The 25,834-nt window shown below is 71.3% G+C and carries 23 protein-coding genes, 1 tRNA gene and 1 pseudogene; 12 read left to right on the top strand and 13 right to left on the bottom strand.

The window, feature by feature from the left end; translation table 11 throughout:
* Positions 1-17: 17 nt before the first annotated feature.
* From ACH4E8_RS15710 to ACH4E8_RS15695, 4 genes are all read right to left on the bottom strand, one after another.
* Complete coding sequence (locus ACH4E8_RS15710; RefSeq protein ID WP_398448379.1) at positions 18-1,478, bottom strand: DUF2252 domain-containing protein; 1,461 nt, start codon at positions 1,476-1,478, stop codon at positions 18-20.
* Positions 1,479-1,725: 247 nt separating this feature from the next.
* Positions 1,726-2,394 carry a response regulator gene (locus ACH4E8_RS15705; RefSeq protein WP_398448377.1) on the bottom strand — a complete coding sequence of 223 codons (669 nt, stop codon included), beginning with the start codon at positions 2,392-2,394 and terminating at the stop codon, positions 1,726-1,728.
* A 135-nt stretch (positions 2,395-2,529) separates the two neighbouring features.
* The gene (locus ACH4E8_RS15700) at positions 2,530-4,293 is read right to left on the bottom strand and encodes a sensor histidine kinase (protein ID WP_398448375.1); all 1,764 of its coding nucleotides are present in this window, start codon (positions 4,291-4,293) and stop codon (positions 2,530-2,532) included.
* Between the two features lie 306 nt (positions 4,294-4,599).
* Positions 4,600-4,686: transfer RNA gene (locus ACH4E8_RS15695), tRNA-Leu, on the bottom strand.
* A 545-nt stretch (positions 4,687-5,231) separates the two neighbouring features.
* Here ACH4E8_RS15695 and ACH4E8_RS15690 point away from each other — a divergent pair.
* The 6 genes from ACH4E8_RS15690 to pknB all read left to right on the top strand — a co-directional run bounded on the left by ACH4E8_RS15690 (position 5,232) and on the right by pknB (position 13,365).
* Positions 5,232-6,113, top strand: coding sequence for an FhaA domain-containing protein (locus ACH4E8_RS15690; protein ID WP_398448373.1), 882 nt, complete (start codon positions 5,232-5,234; stop codon positions 6,111-6,113).
* Between the two features lie 10 nt (positions 6,114-6,123).
* On the top strand, positions 6,124-6,651 hold the full coding sequence (locus ACH4E8_RS15685; protein WP_398448371.1) for an FHA domain-containing protein: 528 nt from the start codon (positions 6,124-6,126) through the stop codon (positions 6,649-6,651).
* Positions 6,652-6,796: 145 nt separating this feature from the next.
* Positions 6,797-8,293, top strand: a complete 1,497-nt coding sequence (locus tag ACH4E8_RS15680) for a PP2C family protein-serine/threonine phosphatase (RefSeq protein ID WP_398448369.1) — start codon at positions 6,797-6,799, stop codon at positions 8,291-8,293.
* A gap of 25 nt (positions 8,294-8,318) precedes the next feature.
* Positions 8,319-9,728 (top strand): FtsW/RodA/SpoVE family cell cycle protein, encoded by a 1,410-nt coding sequence (locus ACH4E8_RS15675; RefSeq protein ID WP_361967101.1) that lies wholly within the window; start codon positions 8,319-8,321, stop codon positions 9,726-9,728.
* Positions 9,725-11,194, top strand: a complete 1,470-nt coding sequence (locus ACH4E8_RS15670; RefSeq protein WP_398448367.1) for a penicillin-binding transpeptidase domain-containing protein — start codon at positions 9,725-9,727, stop codon at positions 11,192-11,194. Before ACH4E8_RS15675 ends, ACH4E8_RS15670 begins: the two co-directional genes overlap by 4 nt.
* 197 nt (positions 11,195-11,391) lie before the next feature.
* The gene (pknB, locus tag ACH4E8_RS15665; protein ID WP_398448365.1) at positions 11,392-13,365 is read left to right on the top strand and encodes a Stk1 family PASTA domain-containing Ser/Thr kinase; all 1,974 of its coding nucleotides are present in this window, start codon (positions 11,392-11,394) and stop codon (positions 13,363-13,365) included.
* Positions 13,366-13,657: 292 nt separating this feature from the next.
* Here the strand turns inward: pknB and ACH4E8_RS15660 are convergent, their stop codons facing one another.
* From ACH4E8_RS15660 to ACH4E8_RS15635, 6 genes are all read right to left on the bottom strand, one after another.
* A complete protein-coding gene (locus tag ACH4E8_RS15660; protein WP_398448363.1) occupies positions 13,658-14,341 on the bottom strand; it encodes a class E sortase in 684 nt (227 codons plus the stop codon).
* 66 nt (positions 14,342-14,407) lie between these two features.
* Positions 14,408-15,805 (bottom strand): class E sortase, encoded by a 1,398-nt coding sequence (locus ACH4E8_RS15655; RefSeq protein WP_398448361.1) that lies wholly within the window; start codon positions 15,803-15,805, stop codon positions 14,408-14,410.
* Complete coding sequence (locus ACH4E8_RS15650; RefSeq protein WP_398448359.1) at positions 15,802-16,449, bottom strand: aminodeoxychorismate/anthranilate synthase component II; 648 nt, start codon at positions 16,447-16,449, stop codon at positions 15,802-15,804. The genes ACH4E8_RS15655 and ACH4E8_RS15650 overlap by 4 nt, the downstream gene beginning before the upstream one ends.
* Positions 16,446-16,682 carry a hypothetical protein gene (locus ACH4E8_RS15645; protein ID WP_398448357.1) on the bottom strand — a complete coding sequence of 79 codons (237 nt, stop codon included), beginning with the start codon at positions 16,680-16,682 and terminating at the stop codon, positions 16,446-16,448. The genes ACH4E8_RS15650 and ACH4E8_RS15645 overlap by 4 nt, the downstream gene beginning before the upstream one ends.
* A gap of 60 nt (positions 16,683-16,742) precedes the next feature.
* Positions 16,743-17,483: a class E sortase gene (locus ACH4E8_RS15640; RefSeq protein ID WP_398448355.1), complete on the bottom strand. Its 741-nt coding sequence runs from the start codon at positions 17,481-17,483 to the stop codon at positions 16,743-16,745.
* Positions 17,484-17,529: 46 nt separating this feature from the next.
* The gene (locus ACH4E8_RS15635; RefSeq protein ID WP_398448353.1) at positions 17,530-18,264 is read right to left on the bottom strand and encodes a DUF881 domain-containing protein; all 735 of its coding nucleotides are present in this window, start codon (positions 18,262-18,264) and stop codon (positions 17,530-17,532) included.
* Positions 18,265-18,447: 183 nt separating this feature from the next.
* On the opposite strand from ACH4E8_RS15635, the gene crgA reads away from it, so the two are divergent.
* A complete protein-coding gene (crgA, locus tag ACH4E8_RS15630) occupies positions 18,448-18,702 on the top strand; it encodes a cell division protein CrgA (protein WP_398448351.1) in 255 nt (84 codons plus the stop codon).
* Between the two features lie 315 nt (positions 18,703-19,017).
* Here crgA and ACH4E8_RS15625 read toward each other — a convergent pair whose 3' ends face one another.
* Both ACH4E8_RS15625 and ACH4E8_RS15620 read right to left on the bottom strand, forming a co-directional pair.
* Positions 19,018-19,917, bottom strand: coding sequence for a rhomboid family intramembrane serine protease (locus ACH4E8_RS15625; protein ID WP_398448349.1), 900 nt, complete (start codon positions 19,915-19,917; stop codon positions 19,018-19,020).
* 268 nt (positions 19,918-20,185) lie between these two features.
* Positions 20,186-20,719, bottom strand: a complete 534-nt coding sequence (locus ACH4E8_RS15620) for a peptidylprolyl isomerase (protein ID WP_398448347.1) — start codon at positions 20,717-20,719, stop codon at positions 20,186-20,188.
* Positions 20,720-20,985: 266 nt separating this feature from the next.
* On the opposite strand from ACH4E8_RS15620, the gene ACH4E8_RS15615 reads away from it, so the two are divergent.
* The gene (locus ACH4E8_RS15615; protein WP_398448345.1) at positions 20,986-21,684 is read left to right on the top strand and encodes a DUF5324 family protein; all 699 of its coding nucleotides are present in this window, start codon (positions 20,986-20,988) and stop codon (positions 21,682-21,684) included.
* A 124-nt stretch (positions 21,685-21,808) separates the two neighbouring features.
* On the opposite strand, the gene ACH4E8_RS15610 is transcribed toward ACH4E8_RS15615, so the two are convergent.
* Entirely contained in the window at positions 21,809-22,417 is a 609-nt protein-coding gene (locus tag ACH4E8_RS15610) for a DUF6344 domain-containing protein (RefSeq protein ID WP_398448343.1), read from the bottom strand.
* A gap of 280 nt (positions 22,418-22,697) precedes the next feature.
* Here ACH4E8_RS15610 and ACH4E8_RS15605 point away from each other — a divergent pair, with 280 nt between their 5' ends.
* From ACH4E8_RS15605 to ACH4E8_RS15590, 4 genes and pseudogenes are all read left to right on the top strand, one after another.
* Positions 22,698-23,576 carry a sigma-70 family RNA polymerase sigma factor gene (locus ACH4E8_RS15605; protein ID WP_398448341.1) on the top strand — a complete coding sequence of 293 codons (879 nt, stop codon included), beginning with the start codon at positions 22,698-22,700 and terminating at the stop codon, positions 23,574-23,576.
* Positions 23,577-24,058: 482 nt separating this feature from the next.
* Positions 24,059-24,583, top strand: a complete 525-nt coding sequence (locus ACH4E8_RS15600) for a toxin-antitoxin system HicB family antitoxin (RefSeq protein WP_398448339.1) — start codon at positions 24,059-24,061, stop codon at positions 24,581-24,583.
* 109 nt (positions 24,584-24,692) lie between these two features.
* Positions 24,693-25,538: a DUF4097 family beta strand repeat-containing protein gene (locus ACH4E8_RS15595; RefSeq protein WP_398448337.1), complete on the top strand. Its 846-nt coding sequence runs from the start codon at positions 24,693-24,695 to the stop codon at positions 25,536-25,538.
* Between the two features lie 132 nt (positions 25,539-25,670).
* Positions 25,671-25,834, top strand: a pseudogene (locus tag ACH4E8_RS15590) (ABC transporter); the annotation flags it as partial.

The raw sequence follows: 25,834 nt of genomic DNA, 5'->3' as shown, positions 1-25,834 counted from the left end.
CGCACCCGGGCCGTCCGTCACACCCCCAGCTCGGCGGAGATCCGCCCCTTCTTGATCGCCGTCAGCAGATCGTCGTGATCGGCTTCCGTACGGTCCGCGTAGCGCACCGCGAAGGCGGCCACGGCCTCGTCCAACTCCTCGCTCCTGCCGCAGTAGCCGGCGAGCAGCCGGGGGTCGGCGCTGTGGGAGTGCGCCCGGGCCAGCAGCGCGCCCGTCATCCGCCCGTAGTCGTCGAACTGCTCGGGGGTGAGCTCGGCGGGGTCCACGCTGCCCTTGCGGTTGCGGAACTGCCGCACCTGGAAGGGGCGTCCCTCGACGGTCGTCCAGCCCAGCAGGATGTCGCTGACCACCTGCATCCGCTTCTGTCCCAGCACCACCCGACGGCCCTCGTGCGCCACCGGTGCCGCCGGGAAGCCGGCCGCCGCCAGGTGCGGGAGCAGCGCGGACTCCCGCGCCTCCTTCACCTGGAGCACCAGCGGGTCGCCGCGGTGGTCCAGCAGCAGCACCACGTACGAACGGGTGCCGACGCTGCCGGTCCCCACCACCCGGAACGCCACGTCGTGGATCGCGTACCGGGCGAGCAGCGGCAGCCGGTCCTCCGCCACCGTGGTCAGGTACTCCGCCAGCGACGCGGCCACCGCCGCGGCCTCCGCATCCGGTACCCGCCGCAGCACCGGCGGGGCGTCGACGAACCGCCGCGCCTCGCCCAAGGCGTCCGTCACCGCCTCCGTCGCCTTCGCCGCGAAGCGGGCGCTGGTGTTGTTCCGCGCCTTCTGCGACACCCGCTCCAGGGTGCCGGCCAGGTCCCGGGCGTCGGTGTGGGAGACCAGTTCCTCGTCCGCGATCGCGTTCCAGGCGTCCAGCGCGGGCAGCTTCGCCAGCAGCCGCATGGTGCGCCGATAGGCACCCACGGCGTCGAAGGCGGCAGCGCGGCAGGTCAGTTCGTCGGCGCCGCCGACCCGGCCGGCGAGCACCAATGAGGCGGCGAGCCGCTTGAGGTCCCACTCCCAGGGCCCCGTCACGGTCTCGTCGAAGTCGTTCAGATCGATCACGAGCCCGCCCCGGGCGTCGCCGTACAGACCGAAGTTCGCCGCGTGCGCATCACCGCACAGCTGGGCGCCGACGCCGGTGACCGGGGTGCCGACCAGGTCGTGGGCCATCAGTCCGGCGGCGCCGCGCAGGAAGGCGAAGGGGGAGGCGGCCATCCGGCCCACCCGGATCGGCGTCAGCTCCGGCACCCGGCCGCGGCTGGACTCCTCCACGGCCCGTACGGCGTCGGGCCGGCCGACCGCCAGGACCAGGGAGTCGTGGGAGGAGCGCGGGATGCGGCCCCGCAGCGCCTTGCCCTGCTGCTTGGGCGACAGCGGCCCGTCGGCCGGCCGACCGGCCGCCGTCGGTCCGCCCCTGCGCGGTGCGAACCCCGGCACCACCGGAATCCGTCTGCCGCCCGCCGGTATCTCCGTCTCGACCTCGCCCATCGCGCGCCGCCTCCCCCGCTCCGTGTCGTCCGTCCCCCGACGGTACCCCTGACTCCGACAAACGCCACGTCGGGTACGCCCGGCACATCCCACCCCAACGAGCGGTGTTTCACGTGAAACAGACACCGCGGTGAGTGGTGCTCGGTGCTTGCCCCTGCGGCCCGGTGGAGACCAACGCAGCCGCAAGTGCGACGACGCTCCGTCCAGGCGCACGGCGACGAAAAGGACCTGCCCGACGGGTCACGGGTCAGGCCGGCCCCAGCCCCGCGTCCCGCGCCAGCAGCGCCGCCTGCACCCGGTTGTCGCACTCCAGCTTGGCGAGGATCCGGCTCACGTACGTCTTCACCGTGGCCTCGCTCATGTGCAGCCGCCGGCCGGCGTCCGCGTTGGACAGCCCCTCGCCGAGGAGCGCCAGCACGTCCTGCTCCCGCCCGCTGAGCTGCGCGATCCGCGCCCGCGCCTGCTCGCCGCGGGCCGCCGCCCGCCCGGTGGCCAGTTGGTCGACGACGTGCCGGGTCGCGCCGGGGGAGAGGTACGCGTCGCCGGACACCGCGGCCCGTACGGCGCCGATCAGCTCCGCCGGCGCGGTGTCCTTCAGCAGGAAGCCCGCGCCGCCCGACTCCAGCGCGCGCAGCACGTTCTCCCGCTCGCCGAAGGTGGTCAAGATGATCACCTTGGTCGCGGGGACCGCCTGCCGCAGCTCCCCCATGGCCGTGAGCCCGTCCATCACGGGCATCTGGATGTCGAGCAACACCACGTCGGCCTTGTGGGACCGGGCCGCATCGACGGCCTCCCGACCGTTCGACGCCTCGGCCACCACTTCGATCTCCCGGTCGGACGTGAGGATCATCCGGATCCCGGCCCTGATCAACGGCTCGTCATCCGCAATGACGACCCGGATCCGCGCCCCCGCCATAGCCACCCTCGCACTCGCCGTGTCCATCCGAACCGTCCGGTCCGGCCCACCAGTTTGCCGCCACCGGCCCGCGATCCCCAACGCGCAGGCCCCGGCAGCCGGGCCAGCCGGGCCAGCCGGGCCAGCGGCCGGGGTTCAGAAGTCGACGACGACCTCGTACGAGGTCTTCTCGATCAGCTTGCCGTCCTTGAAGCAGAACCGGAACACCGGCTCCTTCTCCCACGTGCTGCCCATCTCCTCCGACATCACCACCATGCAGTCGGCGCCCTCGGGCTGCTTCGGCTCCCCCTCGCCCCCCTTGAGGTCGGACGCCCAGACGGAGTCCTCGTCCGGCAGCCGGTCGCGGACCTCGTCCTCCGGCGTGCCGATCTCTATCTCCTCGTACTCGGACTGGGTGACCATCGAGTCGTCGAGCGACGTGAAGAAGAAGTACCCCCCGACCACGGTCAGCGCGCCCAGCAGCACCAGCGCGGCCAGCGAGATCCCGCAGCCGATCCCGACGGCCCCGATCCGGCTGCCCTGTCCGCCGGCCCCGTGCATCCCGTTCATCCTCGGCCCCTGTCCCGCGACGTTCCAGTTCATGACCGGAACACCATGGGGCTGGGGCGGCGGCGCGGGCTGTCGGGGAAAGTCGTCGGGCACCGCGACGAAAGGCGCCGCTTCGGCCACTCCGTACGGCAGCACGCCGGCCACCCGGAAGCCGCCGCCGTCGGTGGTGCCGGCGTGCACGATCCCGCCGACGAGCCGCGCCCGCTCCCGCAGCCCGGTCAGCCCCTGACCGCCGCTGACGACCTCCCCGGCAGCGCCCTCCACCGCGGGACCGTTGACGATCTCCACGACGAGCGAGTCCGGTTCGTACCGCAGTTCCACCTCGATCCACGCCCCGGGCGCGTGTTTGTACGCATTGGTCAGCGACTCCTGCACGATGCGGTACGCGGCGTGGTCCGCCGCCGCGGCGAGCGGGCGCCGCTCCCCGGTGGACCGCAGCCCCACCGTGGTGCCGGCGCTGCGGGCGGTCTCCACCAGCGCCTGGACGCCGGCCGTGCCGCGGGCGGCCCGCCCCGACTCGTCGACCGGCGCGACGGCCGCCTCGACCCCGTCCCGCAGGATGCCGACGACCTCCCGCAGTTCGTGCATGGCCCCCACGGAAGCGTTCCGCAGCACCCCCACGGCCTCCCGCTGCCGGTCGGTCAGCTCCGGGTCCACCTCCAGCGCACCGGTGTGCACGGCGATCAGCGCGAGTTGGTGCCCCAGGCTGTCGTGCATGTCCTGGGCGATCCGCTGCCGCTCCAGCAGCCGGGCCTGGTCCGCCACCATCTGGCGCTCCCACAGCAGTTGCGCATTGCGCTCCTGGAGGGCGTGCAGCAGGGTCCGCCGCTGGCTGAAGTAGCGGCTGGCGAGCCCGGGCACGACCGCGATCGGCAGGAACGTGAGCGTGGACAGCACCACGGCGAGCACCGGCGCGTTGGCACTCCCCGGCTGCAGCAGGGCGGCGCCGCTGTAGGCGACGTACGACGCGGTGAACGCGAGCAGCGCGTGCCCGGACCGCTCGATCCGCCGCCCCGCCGACCAGGCCAGCGGCACCACGACGAAGGAGTAGCCGGGCATCACCCCGGCGAGGGCGCCGATGGCCATCAGCACGGGCACCGGCAGCCGCCGCCGCAGCAGGGCGAGCACGAAGACGCCGATGGGCGCCGCCACGAGCAGCCACGGCCACACGTCGGCCGCCCATCCGATCGCCCCCGCGAGCCCGCCCAGGGCCAGGGCGAACAGCAGCTCCCGCAACGGGCCGCGGCGCATCAGCGGCAACGCGCCCTGCCGCGGCGACGGCGGATCCGGCGCCATCAGCCATCCCCAGGCCCGCCGCACCGCCGCACCGCTCTTCATCACCACGTTCACAACGGCACCCTAGGCACCCGGCCCCGACGCCCTCGCCCCACTTTCGTCCCCACCGACCGAGACGATCGTCTAGGCCGTGTCCGGATCCCGCGCGCCTGGACGAAGCCGCCGTTTCCTGCGGGAGCGTTGGCCCCCACCGGCCGGTGGAGGCAAGAGCACGCCGCTTGAGACACTCGTCACACCCCCCACCCGCGTCCACCACCGGGCCTCCGCAGCGGAGTGCACAAGGGGGCGGGGCGGGAGCGGGAGCCGAGGCCGGACACAACGAAACGAGCGGATCGCTTGAAGCGATCCGCTCGTTTCGTATGGTGCGCGAGGGGGGAGTTGAACCCCCACGCCCTTTCGGGCACTGGAACCTGAATCCAGCGCGTCTGCCTATTCCGCCACCCGCGCATTGGGTGTCGTTGCTGGGCTCTCCCACCGTTTGGTGCGTTTGCCTGGCGACATCGAGAAGATTAGCACGCTGCGCAGGGTGGATTCACATCGCTTGACGAGGGCGGAGACGGGGGCGGAGGCGAGGCCGGGACGAGGGCCGGGGACGGGACCGTACAGACGACGGCGTCCGAGGCGGCGGGGGGCTCGGAGACGCAGCGCGCCGCCCCGGCGGACGCCCGCCGCACCGCCCCACCACCCCGGAAGCGGATCAGAAAGCGGAAGCGGATACGCAGGCACGGCTTACGGGCACGTATCGGACAGCCGGCTCCGGGCAGGTGCCCGGACAGGTGGCGACGGGCCCGCGGACGTCCGCCCGGACGGCGTTCGTCCCCGTTCCGCACCGGTCCCCCCGGGGTGCGGGACACTGGCACGGAGCCGCCTCTACGATCCGTGTGAGAGGTGACACTCATCGACGGGGAAGACAAGGGGAACCAGCCGATTTCCCGACGCGTGGATACGATCAGTAAGCAGTATCAGGACGGCAGCCACGGAGGAGGTGCCCGATGGGAGTACTGAAGCGTTTCGAGCAGCGTCTCGAAGGTCTGGTCAACGGCACCTTCGCCAAGGTGTTCAAGTCCGAGGTCCAGCCCGTCGAGATCGCCGGCGCTCTCCAGCGCGAGTGCGACAACAACGCGACGATCTGGAACCGCGACCGGACCGTCGTCCCCAACGACTTCATCGTCGAGCTGAGCACGCCCGACTTCGAGCGGCTGAGCCCCTACTCGGGGCAGCTCGGCGACGAGCTCGCCGGGCTGGTGCGGGACTACGCCAAGCAGCAGCGCTACACGTTCATGGGTCCGATCAAGGTCCACCTGGAGAAGGCGGACGACCTCGACACCGGGCTGTACCGGGTGCGCAGCCGCACCCTCGCGTCGAGCACGTCGCAGACGCCCGGCGGACCCGGTGGACCGGGCGGATCCGGTGGGCCCGGCGGCCCGGGCGGGCCCGGCGGCTACGGCCAGCCGTCCCGCGGCGCCGCCGGCGGGCCGCCCGCCGGCGCGCCCCCCATGCCCTCCTCACCGCCGCCGGGCGCCCGCCCCGGCCTCGCCGCCGTCGGCGGCACCCAGCGACCGGGCGCCAGCCCCGGACCGCTGCCCGGCGCCCAAGTGCGCCGCTGGATCGAGATCAACGGCACCCGCCACCAGATCTCCCGTCCGACCCTGGTGCTCGGTCGCAGCACCGACGCGGACGTGCGGATCGACGACCCCGGCGTCTCCCGCCGGCACTGCGAGATCCGGACCGGAACGCCCCCCACGATCCAGGATCTCGGGTCCACGAACGGCATCGTGGTGGACGGGCAGCACACCACCCGCGCTACGCTCCGCGACGGCTCGCGGATCGTCGTGGGCAGCACCACCATCGTTTACCGGCAAGCCGAAGGGTGAAGCGGGGGCAATGTCAGAGCTGACCCTGACGGTCATGCGGCTGGGTTTCCTGGCCGTTCTGTGGCTGTTCGTCATCGTGGCCGTCCAGGTCATCCGCAGCGACCTGTTCGGGACGCGCGTCACGCAACGCGGTTCGCGCCGCGGCGGCGACACGCGTCCGCAGCCGCGCCAGCAGGCCGCCACGCCGCCGCCGCAGCGCCAACAGCAGCGGCAGCAGCAGTCGGGCGGCCGCCAGCGGCGCGGGGCGCCCACCAAGCTGATCGTCTCGGAGGGGACCCTCACCGGCACCACGGTGGCGCTCCAGGGCCAGACGATCACGCTGGGCCGCGCCCACGACTCCACGATCGTGCTGGACGACGACTACGCGTCCAGCCGGCATGCCAGGATCTACCCGGACCGTGACGGCCAGTGGATCGTCGAGGACCTCGGGTCCACCAACGGTACGTATCTCGACCGGACCCGACTCACCACCCCGACCCCGATTCCGCTGGGCGCGCCGATCCGCATCGGCAAGACCGTCATCGAGCTGCGGAAGTAGTAGGACAAATGACAGCGCGCGAGCGGAGCGAGCGAGCCGAGGCGGTTCCGACAGCGGACCGGTGGGGGCTCCCGACCGGAGGGTGGGCAGTGTGGCTCCACGAGACCGGGTGTACCCCGACGCACACCAAACGGGGCAGGTGCACATGAGTCTGTCCCTGCGGTTCGCCGCCGGATCGCACAAGGGCATGATCCGCGAGGGCAACGAGGACTCCGGCTACGCCGGGCCCCGACTGCTCGCGATCGCCGACGGCATGGGGGGCCAGGCCGCGGGCGAGGTCGCCTCGTCCGAGGTGATCTCCGCCCTCGTCACGCTCGACGACGACGTCCCCGGCTCCGACATCCTCACCTCCCTCGGCACGGCCGTGCAGCGCGCCAACGAGCAGCTGCGGCTGATGGTCGAGGAGGACCCCCAGCTCGAAGGCATGGGCACCACGCTCACCGCCCTGCTGTGGACCGGGCAGCGGCTCGGACTCGTCCACGTCGGCGACTCCCGCGCCTATCTGCTGCGCGACGGGGTGCTCACCCAGATCACCCAGGACCACACCTGGGTGCAGCGGCTGGTAGACGAGGGCCGGATCACCGAGGAGGAGGCCACCACCCATCCGCAGCGCTCGCTGCTGATGCGTGCGCTCGGCAGCGGCGACCACGTGGAGCCGGACCTCTCCATCCGCGAGGTCCGCGCCGGCGACCGCTACCTGGTCTGCTCCGACGGCCTGTCCGGCGTCGTCTCCCACCAGACGATGGAGGAGACCCTCGCCAGCTACCAGGGCCCGCAGGACACCGTCCAGAACCTGATCCAGCTCGCGCTGCGCGGCGGCGGTCCGGACAACATCACCTGCATCGTCGCCGACGTGCTCGACGCCGAGTCCAACGACGGACTGGCCGGACAGGTCAGCGACACCCCGGTGGTGGTCGGCGCCGTCGCCGAACACCAGTACCCCCTGAACGACGGCGGGGCCATGCAGACGCCCGCCGGCCGCGCGTCCGGCCTCGGCCGCCCGGCCCCCCAGCAGGGCGGCTTCGGCCCGCCCGGCAGCGGGGACGGCGGCGGCTACGACGGCCCGGGGCCGGACACCGGCTACGACGCGTACGCAGACGCCACCGACGGCGACGACGCGTTCACCAAGCCCCGCTCCGCCGGCCGCGCCTGGCTGAAGGGCTCGATCTTCACCGTGCTGGCACTGGCCGTGGTCGGCGCCGGCCTCTACGGCGGCTACCGCTGGACTCAGACGCAGTACTACGTCGGCACCAACGACGACCACGTCGCGCTCTACCGGGGCATCAGCCAGGACCTGGCGTGGGTCTCGCTCTCGAAGGTGGAGAAGGACCACCCCGAGATCGAACTCAAGTACCTACCGGACTACCAGCGCAAGCAGGTCGAGGGCACCATCACCCAGGACAGCCTGGACCGGGCGCGCGCGAAGATCACCGAGCTGTCCGCACAGGCCACGGCGTGCAAGAAGGTCGAGGAGCGCCGCGTGGCGGCCGAGGTCATCGCCGCCCAGGACCGTGCGAAGGCCGACGAGAACGCCGCCGGCAAGAACGACAAGAACGACAAGCCGTCCACGCCTTCTCCCTCCCCGGGCCCCACGCTTTCGGAAGAGGAGCAGAAGCTCGCCTCGAACTGCGGAAAGCAGTAGTCAGCCGTAGGGGGCCTTCTCGACCATGAGCGTTGTCACCAACACCACCACGATCGGCGCGATCGACGCACCCAGCCGCCGCAACACCGAGTTGATGCTGCTCGGCCTCGCGGTCGCCATCGCGGTGTTCGCCTACGTCAACGTGGGACTCGCCCTCGACGGCAAGCTGCCCGCCGGCGTCTTCGGCTACGGACTCGGGATCACGCTGCTCGCCGCCGTCGCCCACCTGGTGGTGCGGAAGTTCGCCAAGTACGCGGACCCCCTGCTGCTCCCGCTCGCGGTGCTGCTGAACGGCCTCGGGCTGGTGATGATCTGGCGCCTCGACCAGTCGCCCCGCCTGATCGCCCGCGCCGAAGCCGCCTGGGGCTCGTTCTCGCCCGACGCGCCGAAGCAGATGATGTACTCGGCGATCGGCATCGCGCTCTTCGTCGGCGTCCTGCTGCTGCTGAAGGACCACCGCATCCTCCAGCGCTACACCTACATCTCCATGGCGGTGGCGCTGGTGCTGCTGGTGCTGCCGATGTTCTTCCCGGCCCGCAACGGCGCCCGGATCTGGGTCAGCCTCGGCCCGATCAACATCCAGCCCGGCGAGTTCGCGAAGATCATCATCGCGGTCTTCTTCTCCGGCTACCTGATGGTGAAGCGGGACGCCCTTGCGCTGGCCAGCCGGCGCTTCCTCGGCCTCTACCTGCCGCGCGGCCGTGACCTCGGCCCGATCCTGGTGGTCTGGGCGATGTCGATCCTGATCCTGGTCTTCGAGACCGACCTCGGCACCTCGCTGCTGTTCTTCGGCATGTTCGTGATCATGCTGTACGTGGCCACGGAGCGGACCAGCTGGATCGTCTTCGGCCTGCTGATGTCCGCGGCGGGCGCGGTCGGCGTCGCCACCTTCGCCACCCACGTCCAGCAGCGCGTCGACGCCTGGCTCAACCCCTTCTCCGACACCGTCTGGGCGCAGAGCGACCAGGTCGGCCAGTCCCTGATGTCCTTCGGCGCCGGCGGCACCCTGGGCACCGGCTGGGGCCAGGGCAACTCGGACCTGATCATGTTCGCGGCCAACTCCGACTTCATCCTCTCCAGCTTCGGCGAGGAGTTGGGCCTCGCCGGCATGATGGCCTTCCTGATGCTCTACGGGCTGATCGTGGAGCGCGGCGTGCGCACCGCGCTGGCCGCCCGCGACCCCTTCGGCAAGCTGCTCGCGATCGGCCTCTCCGGTGCCTTCGCCATCCAGGTCTTCGTGGTCGCGGGCGGTGTGATGGGCCTGATCCCGCTGACCGGCATGACGATGCCGTTCGTCGCGGCCGGCGGCTCGTCCGTGATCGCCAACTGGGCCCTGATCGCCATCCTGATCCGGATCAGCGACACCGCGCGCCGCCCGGCCCCCGCGCCCGCCCCGTCCCCCGACGCCGAGATGACCCAGGTGGTCCGACCGTGAACAAGCCACTGCGCCGGATCGCGATCTTCTGCGGCTTGCTCGTGCTCGCCCTGCTGGTGCGCGCCAACTGGCTCCAGTACGTGGACGCCGAAGAGCTGAACGCCAACGACCGCAACCGCCGCGTGCTGATCGACCGGTACGCCCACGAGCGCGGCAACATCATCGTGGACGGCAAGCCGATCACCGGCTCGGTGAAGACGGACCACAACGACTTCGCGTACAAGCGGACCTACGTCAACGGCCCCATGTGGTCCCCGGTGACTGGCTACGCCTCCCAGGTGTTCGGCGCCAACCAGATCGAGAAGCTTGAGGACGGCATCCTCAGCGGCAACTCCGACCAGCTCTTCTTCGACCGCACGATGTCGATGTTCACCGGCGACGAGAAGAAGGGCGGCAACGTCGTCACGACCCTGAGCGGCGCCGCCCAGAAGGCCGCCTTCGAGGGCCTGGGTTCCAAGAAGGGCGCGGTCGCCGCGATGGACCCCAAGACCGGGAAGATCCTCGCGCTCGCCTCCACTCCTTCGTACGACCCCGGAACCTTCGCCGGCAGCGCCAAGGAGGACGAGAAGGCGTGGGCCACGCTGTCCTCCAAGGACAACAAGGACAAGCCCATGCTGAACCGGGCGCTGCGCGAGGTCTACCCGCCCGGCTCCACCTTCAAGGTGGTCACCGCGGCTGCCGCGCTGGAGCACGGCAAGGTCAAGGACGTCAACGACGAGACCGACACCCCCGAGCCGTACATCCTGCCGAACACCCGCACGCCGATGAAGAACATGTCGGGCGGCTGCGAGAACGCGACGCTGAAGTACGCGCTCCAGGTCTCCTGCAACTCCGTCTTCGCCAAGCTCGGTGACGACGTCGGCCGGGACAAGATGCTGGAGACGGCGGAGAAGTTCGGCTTCAACGAGGCCGAGTTGGACGTCCCGGTGCGCGCGGCGAAGTCCCGCTACAACGAGACCATGGACCGGCCGGGCAACGCCCTGTCGTCCATCGGCCAGTTCGACACCGCCACGACCCCGCTCCAGATGGCGATGGTGGCCGCCGCGATCGCCAACGACGGCAAGCTGATGAAGCCGTACATGGTCGACCAGCTCGTGGCACCCAATCTCGACGTGATCTCCAAGACCAAGCCGCAGGAGATGAGCCGCCCGCTCTCCGGCGAGAACGCCCAGCTCCTCCAGGACATGATGGAGAACGTCGTCGAGAACGGCGGCGGCAAGAAGGCGGCGCTCGGCGGCGGCGTCAAGGTCGGCGGCAAGACCGGTACCGCCCAGCACGGTGAGAACAACGCCAAGAACCCGTACGCGTGGTTCATCTCGTACGCCAAGACGGGCGACGGCTCCCCCGTCGCGGTCGCCGTGGTCGTCGAGGACAGCGGTGCCGAGCGCGAGAACATCTCGGGCGGCGGCCTCGCCGCACCGATCGCCAAGGCCGTGATGAAGGCGGTCGTGGACAGCAAGCGATGACCGGCCGGCCCCCGCGACCACGGGGCGTGACGCAGATCACCCCCGTCCATGGAACCCGCACATCGGTATACCGGTCGGATATCAGGTGGCCGTCGCGGGCCGATCGGGTGGTGGGGGCCCGGTAGCGTAGGCGCGAGCAGCACACCGCCGACCAGACACGGGTGCGGCGGGGAGTGACGGAGAGGGCTGGAACAGTTATGGAAGAGCCGCGTCGCCTCGGCGGCCGGTACGAACTGGGCTCGGTGATCGGCCGCGGTGGCATGGCGGAGGTCTACCTCGCCCACGACAACCGGCTCGGTCGCACCGTCGCCGTGAAGACGCTGCGGGCCGATCTCGCCCGTGATCCGTCCTTCCAGGCCCGGTTCCGCCGGGAGGCCCAGTCGGCCGCCTCGCTCAACCATCCGGCGATCGTCGCGGTGTACGACACCGGCGAGGACTACGTCGACGGGGTCTCGATCCCGTACATCGTGATGGAGTACGTCGACGGCTCCACGCTCAGGGAGTTGCTGCACTCCGGGCGCAGACTGCTGCCCGAGCGCACCCTGGAGATGACCACCGGCATCCTCCAGGCGCTGGAGTACTCGCACCGCAACGGCATCGTCCACCGCGACATCAAGCCGGCGAACGTCATGCTGACGCGCACCGGTCAGGTCAAGGTGATGGACTTCGGCATCGCGCGCGCCATGGGCGACGCGGGCATGACGATGACCCAGACCGCCGCCGTCATCGGCACCGCGCAGTACCTCTCCCCCGAGCAGGCCAAGGGCGAGCAGGTCGACGCCCGTTCCGACCTGTACTCCACGGGCTGTCTGCTGTACGAACTGCTGACCGTGCGCCCGCCGTTCATCGGTGACTCGCCGGTGGCAGTGGCGTACCAGCACGTCCGGGAGGAGCCGCAGCCCCCCTCGAACTTCGACCCCGAGATCACGCCCGAGATGGACGCCATCGTCCTGCGGGCCCTGGTCAAGGACCCCGACTACCGCTACCAGTCCGCCGACGAGATGCGCGCGGACATCGAGGCGTGCCTCGACGGACAGCCGGTGGCGGCCACGGCGGCGCTCGGCGCGGTCGGCTACGGCGGCGGGTACGGCCCGCAGGACCAGCCGACGACGGCGCTGCGGCAGGCCGACCCGGCCGCGGCCCAGACCTCCATGCTGCCGCCGATGAACCCGGACGACGGCGGCTACGGCTACGACGACCGGCCCGACCGGCGCCGTCAGCAGAAGAAGTCGCACACCTCGACGATCCTGCTCGTGGTCGCCGCGGTGTTGGTGCTCGTGGGCGCGATCCTGATCGGCAAGTACTTCTTCGACGGCAAGGACGGTTCCCAGGGCGAGGTGACCGTACCCGTCCTGGTCGGCCAGACGATGGAGCAGGCGCAGGATTCGGTGGCCAACGCCGGGGTGAAGGTCGTGCAGTCCGGTACGGAGCGCTGCGACCAGCCCAAGGGGCAGATCTGCTCACAGACGCCCGACTCCGGGAAGATGAAGAAGGACGACACGATCCAGGCCGTGGTCTCCGAGGGCGCGCCGAAGGTCGAGGTCCCGGACGTCACGGAGAAGTCCGAGGACAACGCCAAGGACGCGCTGACCCGCAAGGGCTTCAAGGTCGAGGTGAAGACGGAGGAGTCGTCCGAGGTCGAGTCCGGGAAGGTCATCTCGCAGAGCCCGAAGGGCAACACCGAGGCCGAGCAGAGCTCCACCGTCACCATCACGGTGGCGCGCCAGGCCCAGATGGACGTGCCGCCCGTGGTCGGCCGCCAACTCGCGCTCGCGCAACAGCAGCTCACGGCCGCGGGCTTCCAGGTGTCCACGGAGATGGTGGACTCGGAGCAGCCGGCGAACCAGGTCGTGGAGCAGACCCCGAACGGCGGCAAGGCGGCGGCGAACTCGACCGTCAAGCTGAAGGTCTCCAAGGGCCCGCAGCAGACGGAGCAGCCGGTCCAGGTGCCGATGCTGTTCATGCAGACGGTGGGGCAGGCCAGGGCCGCCCTGGCGCAGCAGGGGCTCGAACTCGGCGACATCGACGGCCCGCGCGACGACAACGCGATCATCGTCGACCAGAACCCGAAGCTGGGCGCGCAGGCCAAGCGGGGCGACCGGATCAACGTCCGTACGCAGGGCGGACTCGGCGGGGACAACGGGAACGGCAACGGGCGGGACAACGACTGACCCGCACCGCCCCGTGGGGGCGCTGGTGACGCAAGGAGGCCCCGACACCCTTCAAGGTGTCGGGGCCCCTTCGCGTCCGGACTCCGCGTTCCAGGCCGTGTCCGGAAAGTCCCGCGCGCTACCGTGCGCCTCTGGACGTAGCCGCCGTCTCCCTGCGGGAGCGTCGGTCTCTGCGGCCCGGTGATGGGCTTGTCGCGCAGTTCCCCGCGCCCCTGATTCGCTCCCCTTGGCGCCCATGCGAAGGCTACGTCCAGAGGCACAGAGACGTGCGGGGGACTTTCCGGACACGCCCCTACGGCCGCAGCTCCGCCGGCTTCGTGCGGTCCTTGTCGACCTTCACCTCGCGCACCAACTCGCCCCAGACGATGTAGCGGTAGTCGGAGGTGAGGATGGGCGTGCAGGTCGTCAGCGTGATGAAGCGCCCCGGCTGCTTCTTCCCGGACTCCTTCGGCACCGCGTCGAGCACGTCGACGTTGTACTTGGACGTCTTCGGGAGCGTCTTGTAGACCTTGTAGACGTACCAGGTGTCCCGGGTCTCGAAGACGATCGGGTCACCCGTCTCGATCTTGTGGATGTTGTGGAACTTGGCGCCGTGGCCGTCGCGGTGCGCCGCGAGCGAGAAGTTCCCCTTGGCGTCCCAGGGCAGCGCCGACTTGACCGGCTTGGTGTAGTAGCCGGCGATGCCGTCGTTCAGCTCCTCGGGGTCGGTGCCCCGCTTCACCAGCACCTCGCCGTTGCCCATGGCGGGCACGTGGAGGAAGCCGATGCCGTCCTTGGTGTCGATGCCGGGCGGCACGGCGCGGTCCTTCCAGCCGTCCCGGACCTCGTTGCCCTGGCGGGCGGCCTCGCGGTCGGCGAGGACGTTGGTCCACCACAGCGAGTAGACGACGAAGAGCCCCAGCACCACGCCTGCCGTGATCAGCAGTTCGCCGAAGACGCTGATGGCGCCGGCGATCCGGCTGCGTGCACGTGTCACTGCACCGTTCCCGTCTCGAAGTGGTCCGGTCGTCCGGCTCTGGATTCCCGGTCCGTCCCGCCCGTCTCAGCCCACGAGCGCGTCGGGTTTGCCCTTGCTGCGCGGCCGTTCTTCCACCATCTTGCCCCACACGATCATCCGATAGGTACTCGTGAACTCGGGGGTGCAGGTGGTCATGGTGAGGTACCGGCCGGGGCCGGTGAACCCGGAGCCGCGGGGCACCGGGTCGAGCACGGCGATGTTGGACGGCGCGGTCTGCGGCAGGATGCTGGCCATCTCGTACGTGTAGTACGCGTCGCGGGTCTCGATCACGATCGGGTCGCCGGGCTTGAGGCGGTTGATGTAGCGGAACGGTTCGCCGTGGGTGTTGCGGTGGCCCGCGACGGCGAAGTTGCCCGTGGCGTCCGAGGGCATCGCGGTCTTCAACTTGCCCTCGGCGTAGTGCCCGACCATCCCCCGGTCGAGGACCTTCTCCTTGTTTATGGACTCGGCCACCGGCACGACGACGTCCAGCTTGGGGATGTACATGAGGGCGAAGCCCTCGCCCGGCTTGAAGGCGCCCGGGGCCCGCTCCTTGTCCTTGAAGCTCTGCGCTATGCGGTCCTTCTCCTTGCTGACCTCCATGCCGGCGCGGACGTTGGTCCACCAGAGCTGGTACGTCACGAAGAGCAGCATCAACACGCCGCAGGTGATGAAGAGTTCGCCCATGGCGCGGCTGGCGATCACGGCCGGGCTGTCCTTGGCCGCGCGGGCGGCGCGCCGGGCCTCGACGCGGGTCAGGGGGCGGGCGGGGGCGTCGCCGGCCGTTTCGCCGGCCGTGGCGTCGGCGGCGGCCGGCCGGGGCTTCCTGCGCCCGCTCCGCCCCTTGGCCGCGGCGGCTGCGGCCTTGCGGCGCTCGGCGCGCCCGGGGCCGGGCGGGGGGACGGAGGCGTCCGGCGGGGAGGTGTCAGCGGGCGAGGAGGCGGCAGCGGCTGCCGCCGCCTTGCGCCGCTCGGCCCGCCCCGGGCCCATCGGCCCGGCAGCGCCACCGGCCCCGGGCCCGCCGTCCGTGCCGTCGAAGACGGGCAGGAGGTGGGTGTCCCCACCGCCACCCGCGTCCGGGCCGGCGCCGACGGACCCGGTCGAACCGTCGAAGACCGGCAGGACGTGGGTCTCCGCGCCGGCCGCGGGCAGCGGCGGGGTCGGCTGGGTCGGCACGCCGTCGAGTACGGGCTCCGGCGCGGCGGGCGGGCGGGCGTGGCGACCCGCCCGCATCGGCGCCCCGTACCCGTCCTGCGTACGGCCGGAGTCGTACGGCGCCGGCGGTACGGGCCCCGGTCCCGGCGGCGGTACGGGCCCGGGCTCCGGCGTCGGTCCGTGGCCGTCGGGTCCGGGGCGGCGGCGGCCGCCCGGGCGGGGGGCGTGCTCCCTGAACCAGGGAGACGCCTCGGCACCCGCATCGGGCCCGGGCTCCCGCCCGGTCACGCCACGGCCTTGCCCACCACCGGCGCCAGGCCCGCCGAACGCTCGACCGCACCGGTGTCACCGCACTGCGCCAGCCAGTTGGCCAGCATCAGGTGACCGTGCTCGGTGAGGACGGACTCGGGGTGGAACTGCACGCCCTCCACGGCCAGCTCGCGGTGGCGCAGCCCCATGATGGTGCCGTCCGCGGTGCGCGCGGTGACCTCCAGGACGTCCGGCAGGTCGGCGGGCTCCGCGGCCAGCGAGTGGTAGCGGGTGGCGGTGAAGGGGGAGGGCAGCCCGGCGAAGACGCCCTTGCCCTCGTGGGTGACCGGCGACGTCTTGCCGTGCAGCAGCTCGGGGGCGCGGTCGACCACTCCGCCGTACGCCACCGCCATCGACTGCATCCCCAGGCAGACGCCGAAGACGGGCACGCCGGTGGCGGCGCAGTGGCGGACCATGTCGACGCAGACGCCGGCCTCCTCGGGGGTGCCGGGGCCGGGGGAGAGCAGGACGCCGTGGAAGCCGTCCTGCGCGTGGGAGAGCGCGACCTCGTCGTTCCGCACGACCTCGCACTCCGCCCCGAGCTGGTACAGGTACTGGACCAGGTTGAAGACGAAGCTGTCGTAGTTGTCGACGACCAGGATGCGGGCGCTCGGCTCGCTCATCGGATCCCTTCCTCGGGGTCGGCGCCGGAGCCGGAGCCCGTGTCGGTGTCGGCACCGGTTCCGGTGTCGCCGCCAGCTCCGTCGACCGTCACGTCGTTGAACGGAAGCAGCGGCTCCGCCCACGGAAAGACGTACTGGAACAGCAGGTAGACGATCCCGAGGACCAGGACGAGCGAGATGAGGGCACGCACCCACGCGTTGCCCGGCAGATGCCGCCAGATCCAGCCGTACATTGCCGTCCCTTTCCGTTTCTCGGTACCGCTCCAGACTACGGGGCGGCGGGGTCCGCCGGGTCAGCCTCGGAGAGCTTCCGGTTTGCCCTGCGTCACAGGCTGGGTGGCCGCCAGCCGGGCCCAGGCGATCAGCCGGTGGCTGCTGCCCCACTCCGGATCACACGTCGTCAGGGTCAGATAGCGCCCGGGTTGTTCGAAAGGTGACTTCTTCGGAACGGGATCGACCACTCCGACGTCGGTCGGGACCGTCTTGAAGGGCTTTCTGACGATGCGGTACGTGAACCAGGTCGTGCCGTCCGTGACCACGACCGGGTCGCCGGGGCGCAGCCGCGGGAAGTCCTTGAAGGGGTCGCCGTAGGTGCGGCGGTGGCCGGCGACGGAGAAGTTGCCGAGCGAGCCGGGGGCGGCGGTGCCGGCGTAGTGGCCGAGTCCCTTCTTGAGGGTGTCGACCGCGGTGCCTTCGAGCACCGGCCAGTCCCAGTCCGCGCCGAACCGGGGGACGTACATCACGGCGAAGGGCTTGCCGGGGCGGTACGCGGGGGCGGGCGGCGGTGCCTGCGGTCCGGGTCCGGCGGCGGGCGGGTCGGCAACCGGTGGCGGGGCGGTGGTCGGCGGCGGGGCGGTGGGCCGGGTGAGCGCACCTTGCGACCACTGCTCCTGGAGCCGGGCGAGCTCTCCGTCCGCCGCGTCCGCGGCCTTCACCCCCGTCCAGTACAGGACGTACACCACGAACAGCACCGTCACCGTGCCGACGGTGATGCACAGCTCGCTGAGGCTGCGGACGACCAGACGCACCGACACCGGGCCCCCAGGGTGTGGGCGCCTCCGCCGTGCCGGCTGCGCCCTGCTACGTAACGGGCTTCGCGTGATGGAGATCCACTGTGCCCGAGTACCCCGGCAGAGTCACTGCCTCGCGCTGGTCCACTTTCCAGCCGAGGCCGTACGCCTGGACGTACAGCTGGTAGTTCTGGATCGCGGTCGAGCGGTCCAGGGCGGCCCGCAGCCGCTTCCGGTCCCCCACGGCGGTGATCTTGTACGGCGGCGAGTAGACGCGGCCCTGGAGGATCAGGGTGTTGCCCACGCAGCGCACCGCACTGGTGGAGATCAGCCGTTGGTCCATGACCTGGATGCCGCGGGCGCCGCCGGCCCACAGCGCGTTCACCACGGCCTGGAGGTCCTGCTGGTGGATCACCAGGTCGTTGGCCTGCGGCTCGGGGTAGCCGGGCGCGGCCCGGGCGTTGGGCGGGGCGTCGTTGAGGGTGACGGTCAGGGCGTCGCCGCTGATCCGCTCGGTGCCGGACGCCTTCTGGAGGGCGTCGAACTTCTCGTTCTCCGCGCGGGTGTATCCGTCGTCGCGCCGGGCGAGGGCTTCGACGTCGTCCCGGAGCTTGCCGGTGGACTCGTCCAGCTCGCCGTTGCGGTCGCTGCGCTGCTGGATCAGGTCGGAGAGCTTCAGCAGGGAGTCGTCCGTGCGGAGGTCGGTGCCCTTCGCCGTGTTGAAGCTCGTCACGAAGATCACGCCGGCGAGGGCGAAGACCGAGGCGGTCAGCGCCCTGCCCGTGATGCGGCGGCCGGCCGTCATCGCGCTCCCCACCCCCTGCCTCGGCAGAATTGCTCAGCGTACCCTTATCTCACCAGGCGCCGCGGAAGCACTACGCTAACGGACGCCCCGAGGGAGGCAGTGGTCCCCGTCGCTCCGGCCCTCGGCGCCAGCCCAGCCAAGTTCCCTGCGCGGTCACGCAGCGCATCGACAGGAGAGTCCCTCGTGCCGAAGTCACGGATCCGCAAGAAGGCCGACTACACCCCGCCGAACAGCAAGCAGGCGACGAGCATCAAGCTGACGAACCGTAGCTGGGTGGCTCCGGTCATGCTGGCCCTGTTCTTGATCGGGCTGGTCTGGATCGTCCTCTTCTACGTGACCGACGGGGACCTGCCGATCGAGAGCCTCAGCAACTGGAACATCGTCGTGGGCTTCGGTTTCATCGCCGCCGGCTTCGGTGTCTCCACCCAGTGGAAGTAGTGGTCCACAGCGTTGTCCACAAGGTTGTCCACAGTGGGGAAAAGGTCAGACGATCTGTGGATAACCTTCAGGATGTTGACGCTGGTGTGACTGGATGACTGCCGCTGCGCCACCCTGGTGACCTGCGCGAAGACCATCCACGCCCCTTGTCCCCACTGGGTCGACAGCTGTTCGACCGGTGTCGGGGACGAGGGGCGCACCTTTTCCCCACGACGTGCACAGGATCCGCCACTCGCTGTGGACAACCATGGGTGAGGGCCTGCGGATCCCCAGGTCCACAGGCCCTCCACGTGCTCGGACGTGCTCGGTGCGGCCCTACGTGAGGTACGCGGTGCGGGCGATCAACGCGGCCACGATCGCGACCGTCACCGCCGCCACGACCACCGCCTGCACCAGCGTCCGGCGCTCGCGCGGCGCGTACACCATCCCCAGGGCGAGCAGCCCGCCCGTCAGCAGCCCGCCGAGGTGCGCCTGCCAGGAGATCTCCCCCGGCCGCACGAAGGTCAGCACCACGCTGAAGAGGATGATCAGGACGACCGGGCCCATGTCGAGCTTCATCCGCCGCAGCAGCACGGCGAAGGCTCCGACGAGTCCGAAAATGGCCCCGGAGGCGCCGATCGTGGCTTGGTTCGGGGCGTTCAGCAGATAGACGAAGACGTCGCCGCCGAGCCCCGACAGCAGATAGAGCGCGAGGAAGCGCCCGCGGCCGAGCGCCGGCTCCACCATCCGGCCCAGGAACCACAGCGCCAGCATGTTGAACGCGATGTGGGACAGCTCCTGGTGCAGGAACATCGAGGTCACCAGGCGGTACCACTCGCCGTCGGCGAGGCCGACGACCTCCCCGAGCTGGGGGTTGTACGCGTAGCCGATCAGGCTCAGCTCGTCGACGAACCGGTCGCCGAGGGCCAGCACGGCGACGAACACGGCGAGGTTGATCCCGATCAGGACCTTCGTCACCAGGAAGGAGTCGTCGACGACGGTGCCGCCGGCGATCGTCCGGGGCCGGTTGGCCGCGGGGCCGTGGCCCGTGCCGGAGCCGGTGCGCACGCACTCGGGACACTGGAAGCCCACGGATGCGCTGACCATGCACTCGGGACAGATGGGGCGCTCGCAGCGCGTGCAGCTTATGCCCGTCTCACGGCCGGGGTGGCGGTAGCAGCTGGGCAGGCCGTGCGAGCCCGCTGACTCGCGCGGACTGTCTGGCGCCTGGTCCATGAATTCCCTCGACATCCTGGGTCTCTGCTTCCCGCTGCTTCCCACGCTGCCGGCCGGATCCGCGCGCCCGTCTCCGCAGTCCGTCCCACAACCGTCTTCGCACCGTCTGCCCCGGCAGCCGGGGCAGAACACACCGCCCCGCCCATCCACCAGACGGATGGGCGGGGCGCATTTGTTCCCGTGCTCGTTCCCGTGCCGCCCGCGGGCCGAGGGGAGGGCCGGCGACGGGCGCCGGCGGGCGACGCCAGCGGGGGCGCCGGAGCGGGGATCAGCCCTCGCGGGTCTCGATCACCACGGACTCGATCACCACGTCCTGCACCGGACGGTCGGTGCGCGGGTTGGTCTGGGCGCCCGCGATCACGTCCACGACCTTCTTGCTGGCGTCGTTGCTGACCTCGCCGAAGATGGTGTGCTTGCCGGTCAGCCAGGCGGTGGGGGCCACCGTGATGAAGAACTGCGAGCCGTTGGTGCCCGGGCCGGCGTTCGCCATGGCCAGCAGGTACGGCTTGTTGAAGGCCAGCTCCGGGTGGAACTCGTCGCCGAACTTGTAGCCCGGGCCGCCGGTGCCGTTGCCCAGCGGGTCGCCGCCCTGGATCATGAAGCCGCTGATCACCCGGTGGAAGACCGTGCCGTCGTACAGCCGGTCCGTGGACGGCTGGCCCGTCTGCGGGTTGGTCCACTGGCGCTCGCCCTGGGCGAGCTCGACGAAGTTCTTCACCGTCTTCGGCGCGTGGTTCGGCAGCAGCCGGATCTCGATGTCGCCTTGGTTGGTCTTGAGGGTGGCGTAAAGCTGCTCAGCCACGGTCCTGCCTTCCGGTAGGTCATCAGTCGTCTCGGAACGCCACCGATCCTCGCACGGAAGCAGGGGCGGGGGACAAAACCGGCCGGGGACGGACGCGGACGTACCGTCCGTCGGCGGGGCGTATGACCCGGATGCCCGCACCGCATGCCGAGGCAAGCGCCGGGAGGCATGATTTCCCCGCAGGCGGAAAGGCGAAATGCACCGAACTGGGGTCGGGCGGATCGTGCGGCCGGACCCAGGAGAACGCCACCGATGAGGAGGTTTCCGTGACCCGCATGGAGAGCGTGCGCGCCGCGACCGAAACGGCCAAGGGCAGCGTGCTGCACGCCGCGGACGTGGTGGCGCCATACGCCGGTACGGCCCGGGACCAGGCCGCTCATTACGCACACGAAGCCCGCGTGCGGATCGCGCCCAAGGTCTCGAAGGCCGCTCAGCAGGCAGCCGCGCAGGCCCGGGTCCAATACGACGCCCATGTGGCGCCGCACGTGCCGCCCAAGGTGGACGAGGCCGCGCACAAGGCGGCGGGGCAGGCCCGGAAGGCCGCTCGTCAGGCGGTGGACTACGGCAAGCCGCGCATCGAGCACGTGGTGTCCGCGGCCCAGCCCGTGCGGGAGGAAGCCGCGGTGAGGTCAAGCGCCGCTCTCGCCGCACTGCGCGGCGGGGTGACGGCCAAGGAGATTCAGCGTCTGGTGCGCAAGCACGAGCGGCGGGCGAGGGCCGGCCGGGCCGTCAAGGGTCTGGCGATCGTGGGGGTGGTGGCCGTCGGCGCCTTCGCCGCGTGGAAGTGGTGGGACCGGCAGGCCAATCCCGACTGGCTGGTGGAGCCGCCCGCGGCGACCGAGGTGCCGGGCCGCGATCCGCTGTCGTCCGTCGACGGGAGTCCGGAGGCGCTGGACCCGGATGTGCGGGCCAAGCAGGCCGATGCGGACGCCGCTGACCGCGACGAGGGCGGTCCGGGCCGCTGACTGCGACCACGGTTGTGGCTACGGCTGTGGCTGTGGCTGTGTACGACGGCTAGGGGCGCGGTGCGCGCCGTACGACGTACGTCTTCAGGGGCGCCGGGATGCTGCGAACGCGGCTCCCGGCGCTTCATGCTGCGGTCGTGAAGGAGGACCGGGCTGCGGGAACCGCCGTCCGGTCGGTGGTGACGGCGTCGCCCGCGTGCAGGGACCGGTCGGCGACCGCCGCCGCTTCCGGGGCCACCGGTTCGGCGCCGGTGTCGTACACGGACAGCTTGCGGACGGACGGGGACGAGCCGTGCGCCTCGGCGCGGATGCGCTGCTTGATCGTGGGCGGCAGGGACCGCTCGCGCGCCTCGGCGTGCCAGGGCGAGTGCTGTGCGGGCAGCAGCAGCGGCAGCAGGGACCGTACGGCACGGGCGCGCTCCGCCTGCTGTGCACGCTCGCGTTCGCGCTCCCGTTCGCGGTCGCGGCGCGACGAACCGGTGGCGGAGGCGCCCGGTTCGGCGTGGACGGCTGCGTCCCCTGTGCCTCCGGCGTCTCCGGTGTCCCCTGTTGCCGCGTCACCGGTGGCGGACGCGGTGTCCTGCGCCGGGCGGGCGGGCTCTTCCGGGGTGGGAGCGGCGGCCGGGCGGGCGCCGCTCGCCGCGGCGGCGCTGGTGAGCCCCAGCGACGCGAACAGTGCGACCAGCGCGGTGAGGAACGCGGTCCACAGGTTTCTGACCTTCAGGGCGGCCATGACCCCTCGCTTTCGGGTTGGGTGACGCACTTTCGGGTTGAGCGATCTACATACCTTTCTCATGATGTGTACGCATCTCGGGTTGCGGGGGACCGACGCAGCTGCTAAGCGGTTCTTCCGATGAACACCACCCGTTCGGCCCTCTCCGGGTCTCGGAACCGGGTCGGAGGGGTTACCGTGCCGCGCTCTTCGTCCGTGCGTGCAGGATCTGCACCGGGTGTCACATCGATCGCGCTCGACGGGTCACCTCACTGACACGACACGAGGAGGAGTGCGACCGATGGACGAGAAGGACTTCCTGGCCGACCGCTTCGAGGCGCACCGCGGGCACCTGCACGCGGTCGCCTACCGGATGCTCGGCTCGGTCAGCGAGGCCGACGACGCCGTCCAGGAGGCGTGGCTGCGGGTCGCCCGGCACGGCGCCGACGACGTGGAGAACCTGGGCGGCTGGCTGACCACGATCGTGGGGCGGGTCTGCCTGAACATGCTGCGCTCGCGCGGCCAGCGGGCCGAGCAGCCGCTCGGCGTCCACCTCCCGGACCCCGTGATCAGCCCGGTGGAGCCGCAGGACCCCGCGGACGAGGCGGTGCTCGCGGACTCGGTCGGACTCGCGCTGCTGGTCGTCCTGGAGGCGCTGGCGCCGGCCGAGCGGCTGGCCTTCGTCCTGCACGACCTGTTCGCGGTGCCGTTCGACGAGATCGCGCCGATCGTGGGGCGCACGCCGGCGGCGACCCGTCAGCTCGCCAGCCGGGCGCGGCGGCGGGTGCAGGGCACCCCGGCGCCCGATGCCGACCTCGCGCGACAGCGGGCGGTCGTGGACGCCTTCCTCACCGCGGCGCGCGGCGGGGACTTCGAAGGGCTGCTGGCGATCTTGGACCCGAACGTGGTGGTGCGCACGGACTGGGGCGCGCTGCGGCCGGGCGAAGTGGTGCGGGGCGCCGACACGGTCGCCGGCAACGCCATCACGTACACCCGGCTGGCGGGCTCGACGCGACCGGTGCTCGTCAACGGGGCGGCGGGCTTCGTCTCGTACGCCAAGGACGGGACGCCGTTCTCGGTCATGGCCTTCACCATCACGGACGGAAGGATCGTCGAAATGGCCTCCCTCGCCGGCCCCGCCCGCCTGTCCACCATCGACCTGACGCCCCTGGAGGACTAGGCCCTGCCCGGAAGCGCCGCCGATGCCCCTGCGGGCGCATCGGCGTGTGCGGCCGGGTGACCCCAGCGCCCTCAACTGCACGCGCCCGCGCCGTGCCAGAAGATCTTGTTCAGCGTCTGCGAGCCGCCTGTGGCTTGTCGCAGGGACAGCGCTACGGCGGAGGGCAGGGACGCTGGGGATCCCCCCGATGCCCCTGGGCGTCGGGGGCAGAACTGCGGCGACAAGACACAGACGCGGCGACACGGCCCGCCGCACGGCGAAACCGCGGGCGCGTCAGGCGTCACCGGGTGCCAGCTCGCGCCAGTCGTGGCGCACGGTGCTGCCACATGGCGCCAAGCGATGCCATCTGGCGCCACCACACCCCGAAAACCGCCCAGCGGCACCGTTGGCACCATCAAAAATATCGCCCCTGACCTGCACATTCATCAAGTGAGGCCAAACAGGGCTTGCAGTGGCACCAAGAGTGGTGCCATGATGACGCCATGGACCTCACCCCGTATGTCGACAACCTCCGCCGCGAACTCGCGGTGGCCGCCGAAGCCGGTGGGGGCGAAGCCCGCGAGCTGGCCGAGCGGCTCACCGCTCCCCTGGAGTCCGCGACCCGACTGACCATGCTGCAGGTGCTCTCCGCCGCGATGGACGAGATCACCCGCGAACTCGCCCCCGGCTCGGTCGACGTACGGCTGCGCGGACTCGACCCCGACTTCGTCGTGTCGCTGCCGCCCGCCGGCGCCCCGGCGGAGGCCGCCGCCGCGCCCGCCGAACCGCTCAGGCCCGCGGCCCCGGCCGACGGCGACGAGGGCGGCACCGCCCGGATCAACCTGCGGCTGCCGGCGCACCTCAAGGCGCGCGCCGAGGAGGCCGCGAGCCGCGAGGGCCTGTCGGTCAACGCGTGGCTGGTGCGGGCCGTGTCCGCCGCGGTCGACGGCGGCGCCGCGCAAGCCCAGCCGCGCGCGCCCCGACGGACCCAGAGCTTCGGACAGAGCATCACGGGTTGGGTCCGCTGAGACCGACCGCGCGCTGATCCGGCACGCGCCGCGCCGTACCCGCACCACTTCATCCACACCACGTCCCACCAGCGGGGACGCCCCAGAGAGCCAAGAGGACGGGACAGCCATGCCTTCTTTCGACACCCCCGAACCGATCTCCGCCGTCGCCCACGTCGAGGCCGGCTCCATCCGGTTCGCCGCCGGCGACCGCCCCGACACCGTCGTCGCCGTGGCGCCCCGCGACCCGAAGAAGGACCTGGACGCGCGGGCCGCCGAGCAGACCGAGGTCTCCTTCGCGAACGGCACCCTGACGATCCGGACGCCGAAGCAGCGCTACCTGATCGGGCGCACCGGCACCGTCGACGTGACGGTCGAACTGCCCACCGGTTCGCGCATCGAGCTGACCGGCGCCTGGACCCAGGTCTTCGGCGAGGGCCGGCTCGGCGAGGTCCGGGTGAAGACCTCGTCCGGCGACGTCCGGCTCGACACGACCGGCCCGCTGCACCTGGCCGCGTCGCACGGCTCGATCACCGTGGACCGCGTCGAGGGCCCGGCCGAGGTCTCCACCAGCACCGGCAGCCTGCGGGTCGGCAGCATCGACGGCACCGGCGTGCTGAAGAACTCGCACGGCACCACGATCGTCGGCACCGTCGCCGGCGACCTGCGGGTGAGCGGCGCCAACGGCGACATCGACGTGGCGCGCGCCGAGGGCTCGGTGGCCGCGACCACCGCGCACGGCACCGTGCGCGTCGCCGACGTGGCCCGCGGCACCGTCCAGTTGGAGACCTCGTACGGCTCCATCGAGGTGGGCGTCCGCGAGGGAACGGCCGCCTGGCTCGACGTCACCTCGGACTCCGGGCAGGTCCGGAACACGCTCACGGCGTCCGAGAGCCCGAAGCAGACCGAGGAGACCGTCGAGGTCCGCGCCCGGACCCGGTACGGCAACATCGACATCCTCCGCGCCAGCGCCTGACCGCCCCACCGCCCCCGCAGCCCCGCGGGCCCCGCACGACCCGCCCCCCCGCTCGCGCATCAGCGCTTGAGCGCCATCAGCAGTCAGCACCGCCCCCACCCCTTTAACTTCGGCCTTCGAACGGAGGGCTCCATGCCTTCTTCTGTCATGCCCACGTCCAGCCAGCGAGGCGGTTCGCCCGCGCCCCTCGCCATCTCCGCCACCGGTTTGCGCAAGTCGTACGGGGACAAGTCCGTGCTCGACGGGATCGATCTGGCCATCCCGGCGGGGTCGGTGTTCGCCCTCCTCGGTCCGAA

The sequence above is a fragment of the Streptomyces sp. NPDC017979 genome (genome assembly GCF_044328175.1).
In the GTDB taxonomy this organism is placed as follows: Bacteria; Actinomycetota; Actinomycetes; order Streptomycetales; family Streptomycetaceae; genus Streptomyces.
This window is presented reverse-complemented; position numbering and strand designations above follow the sequence as displayed.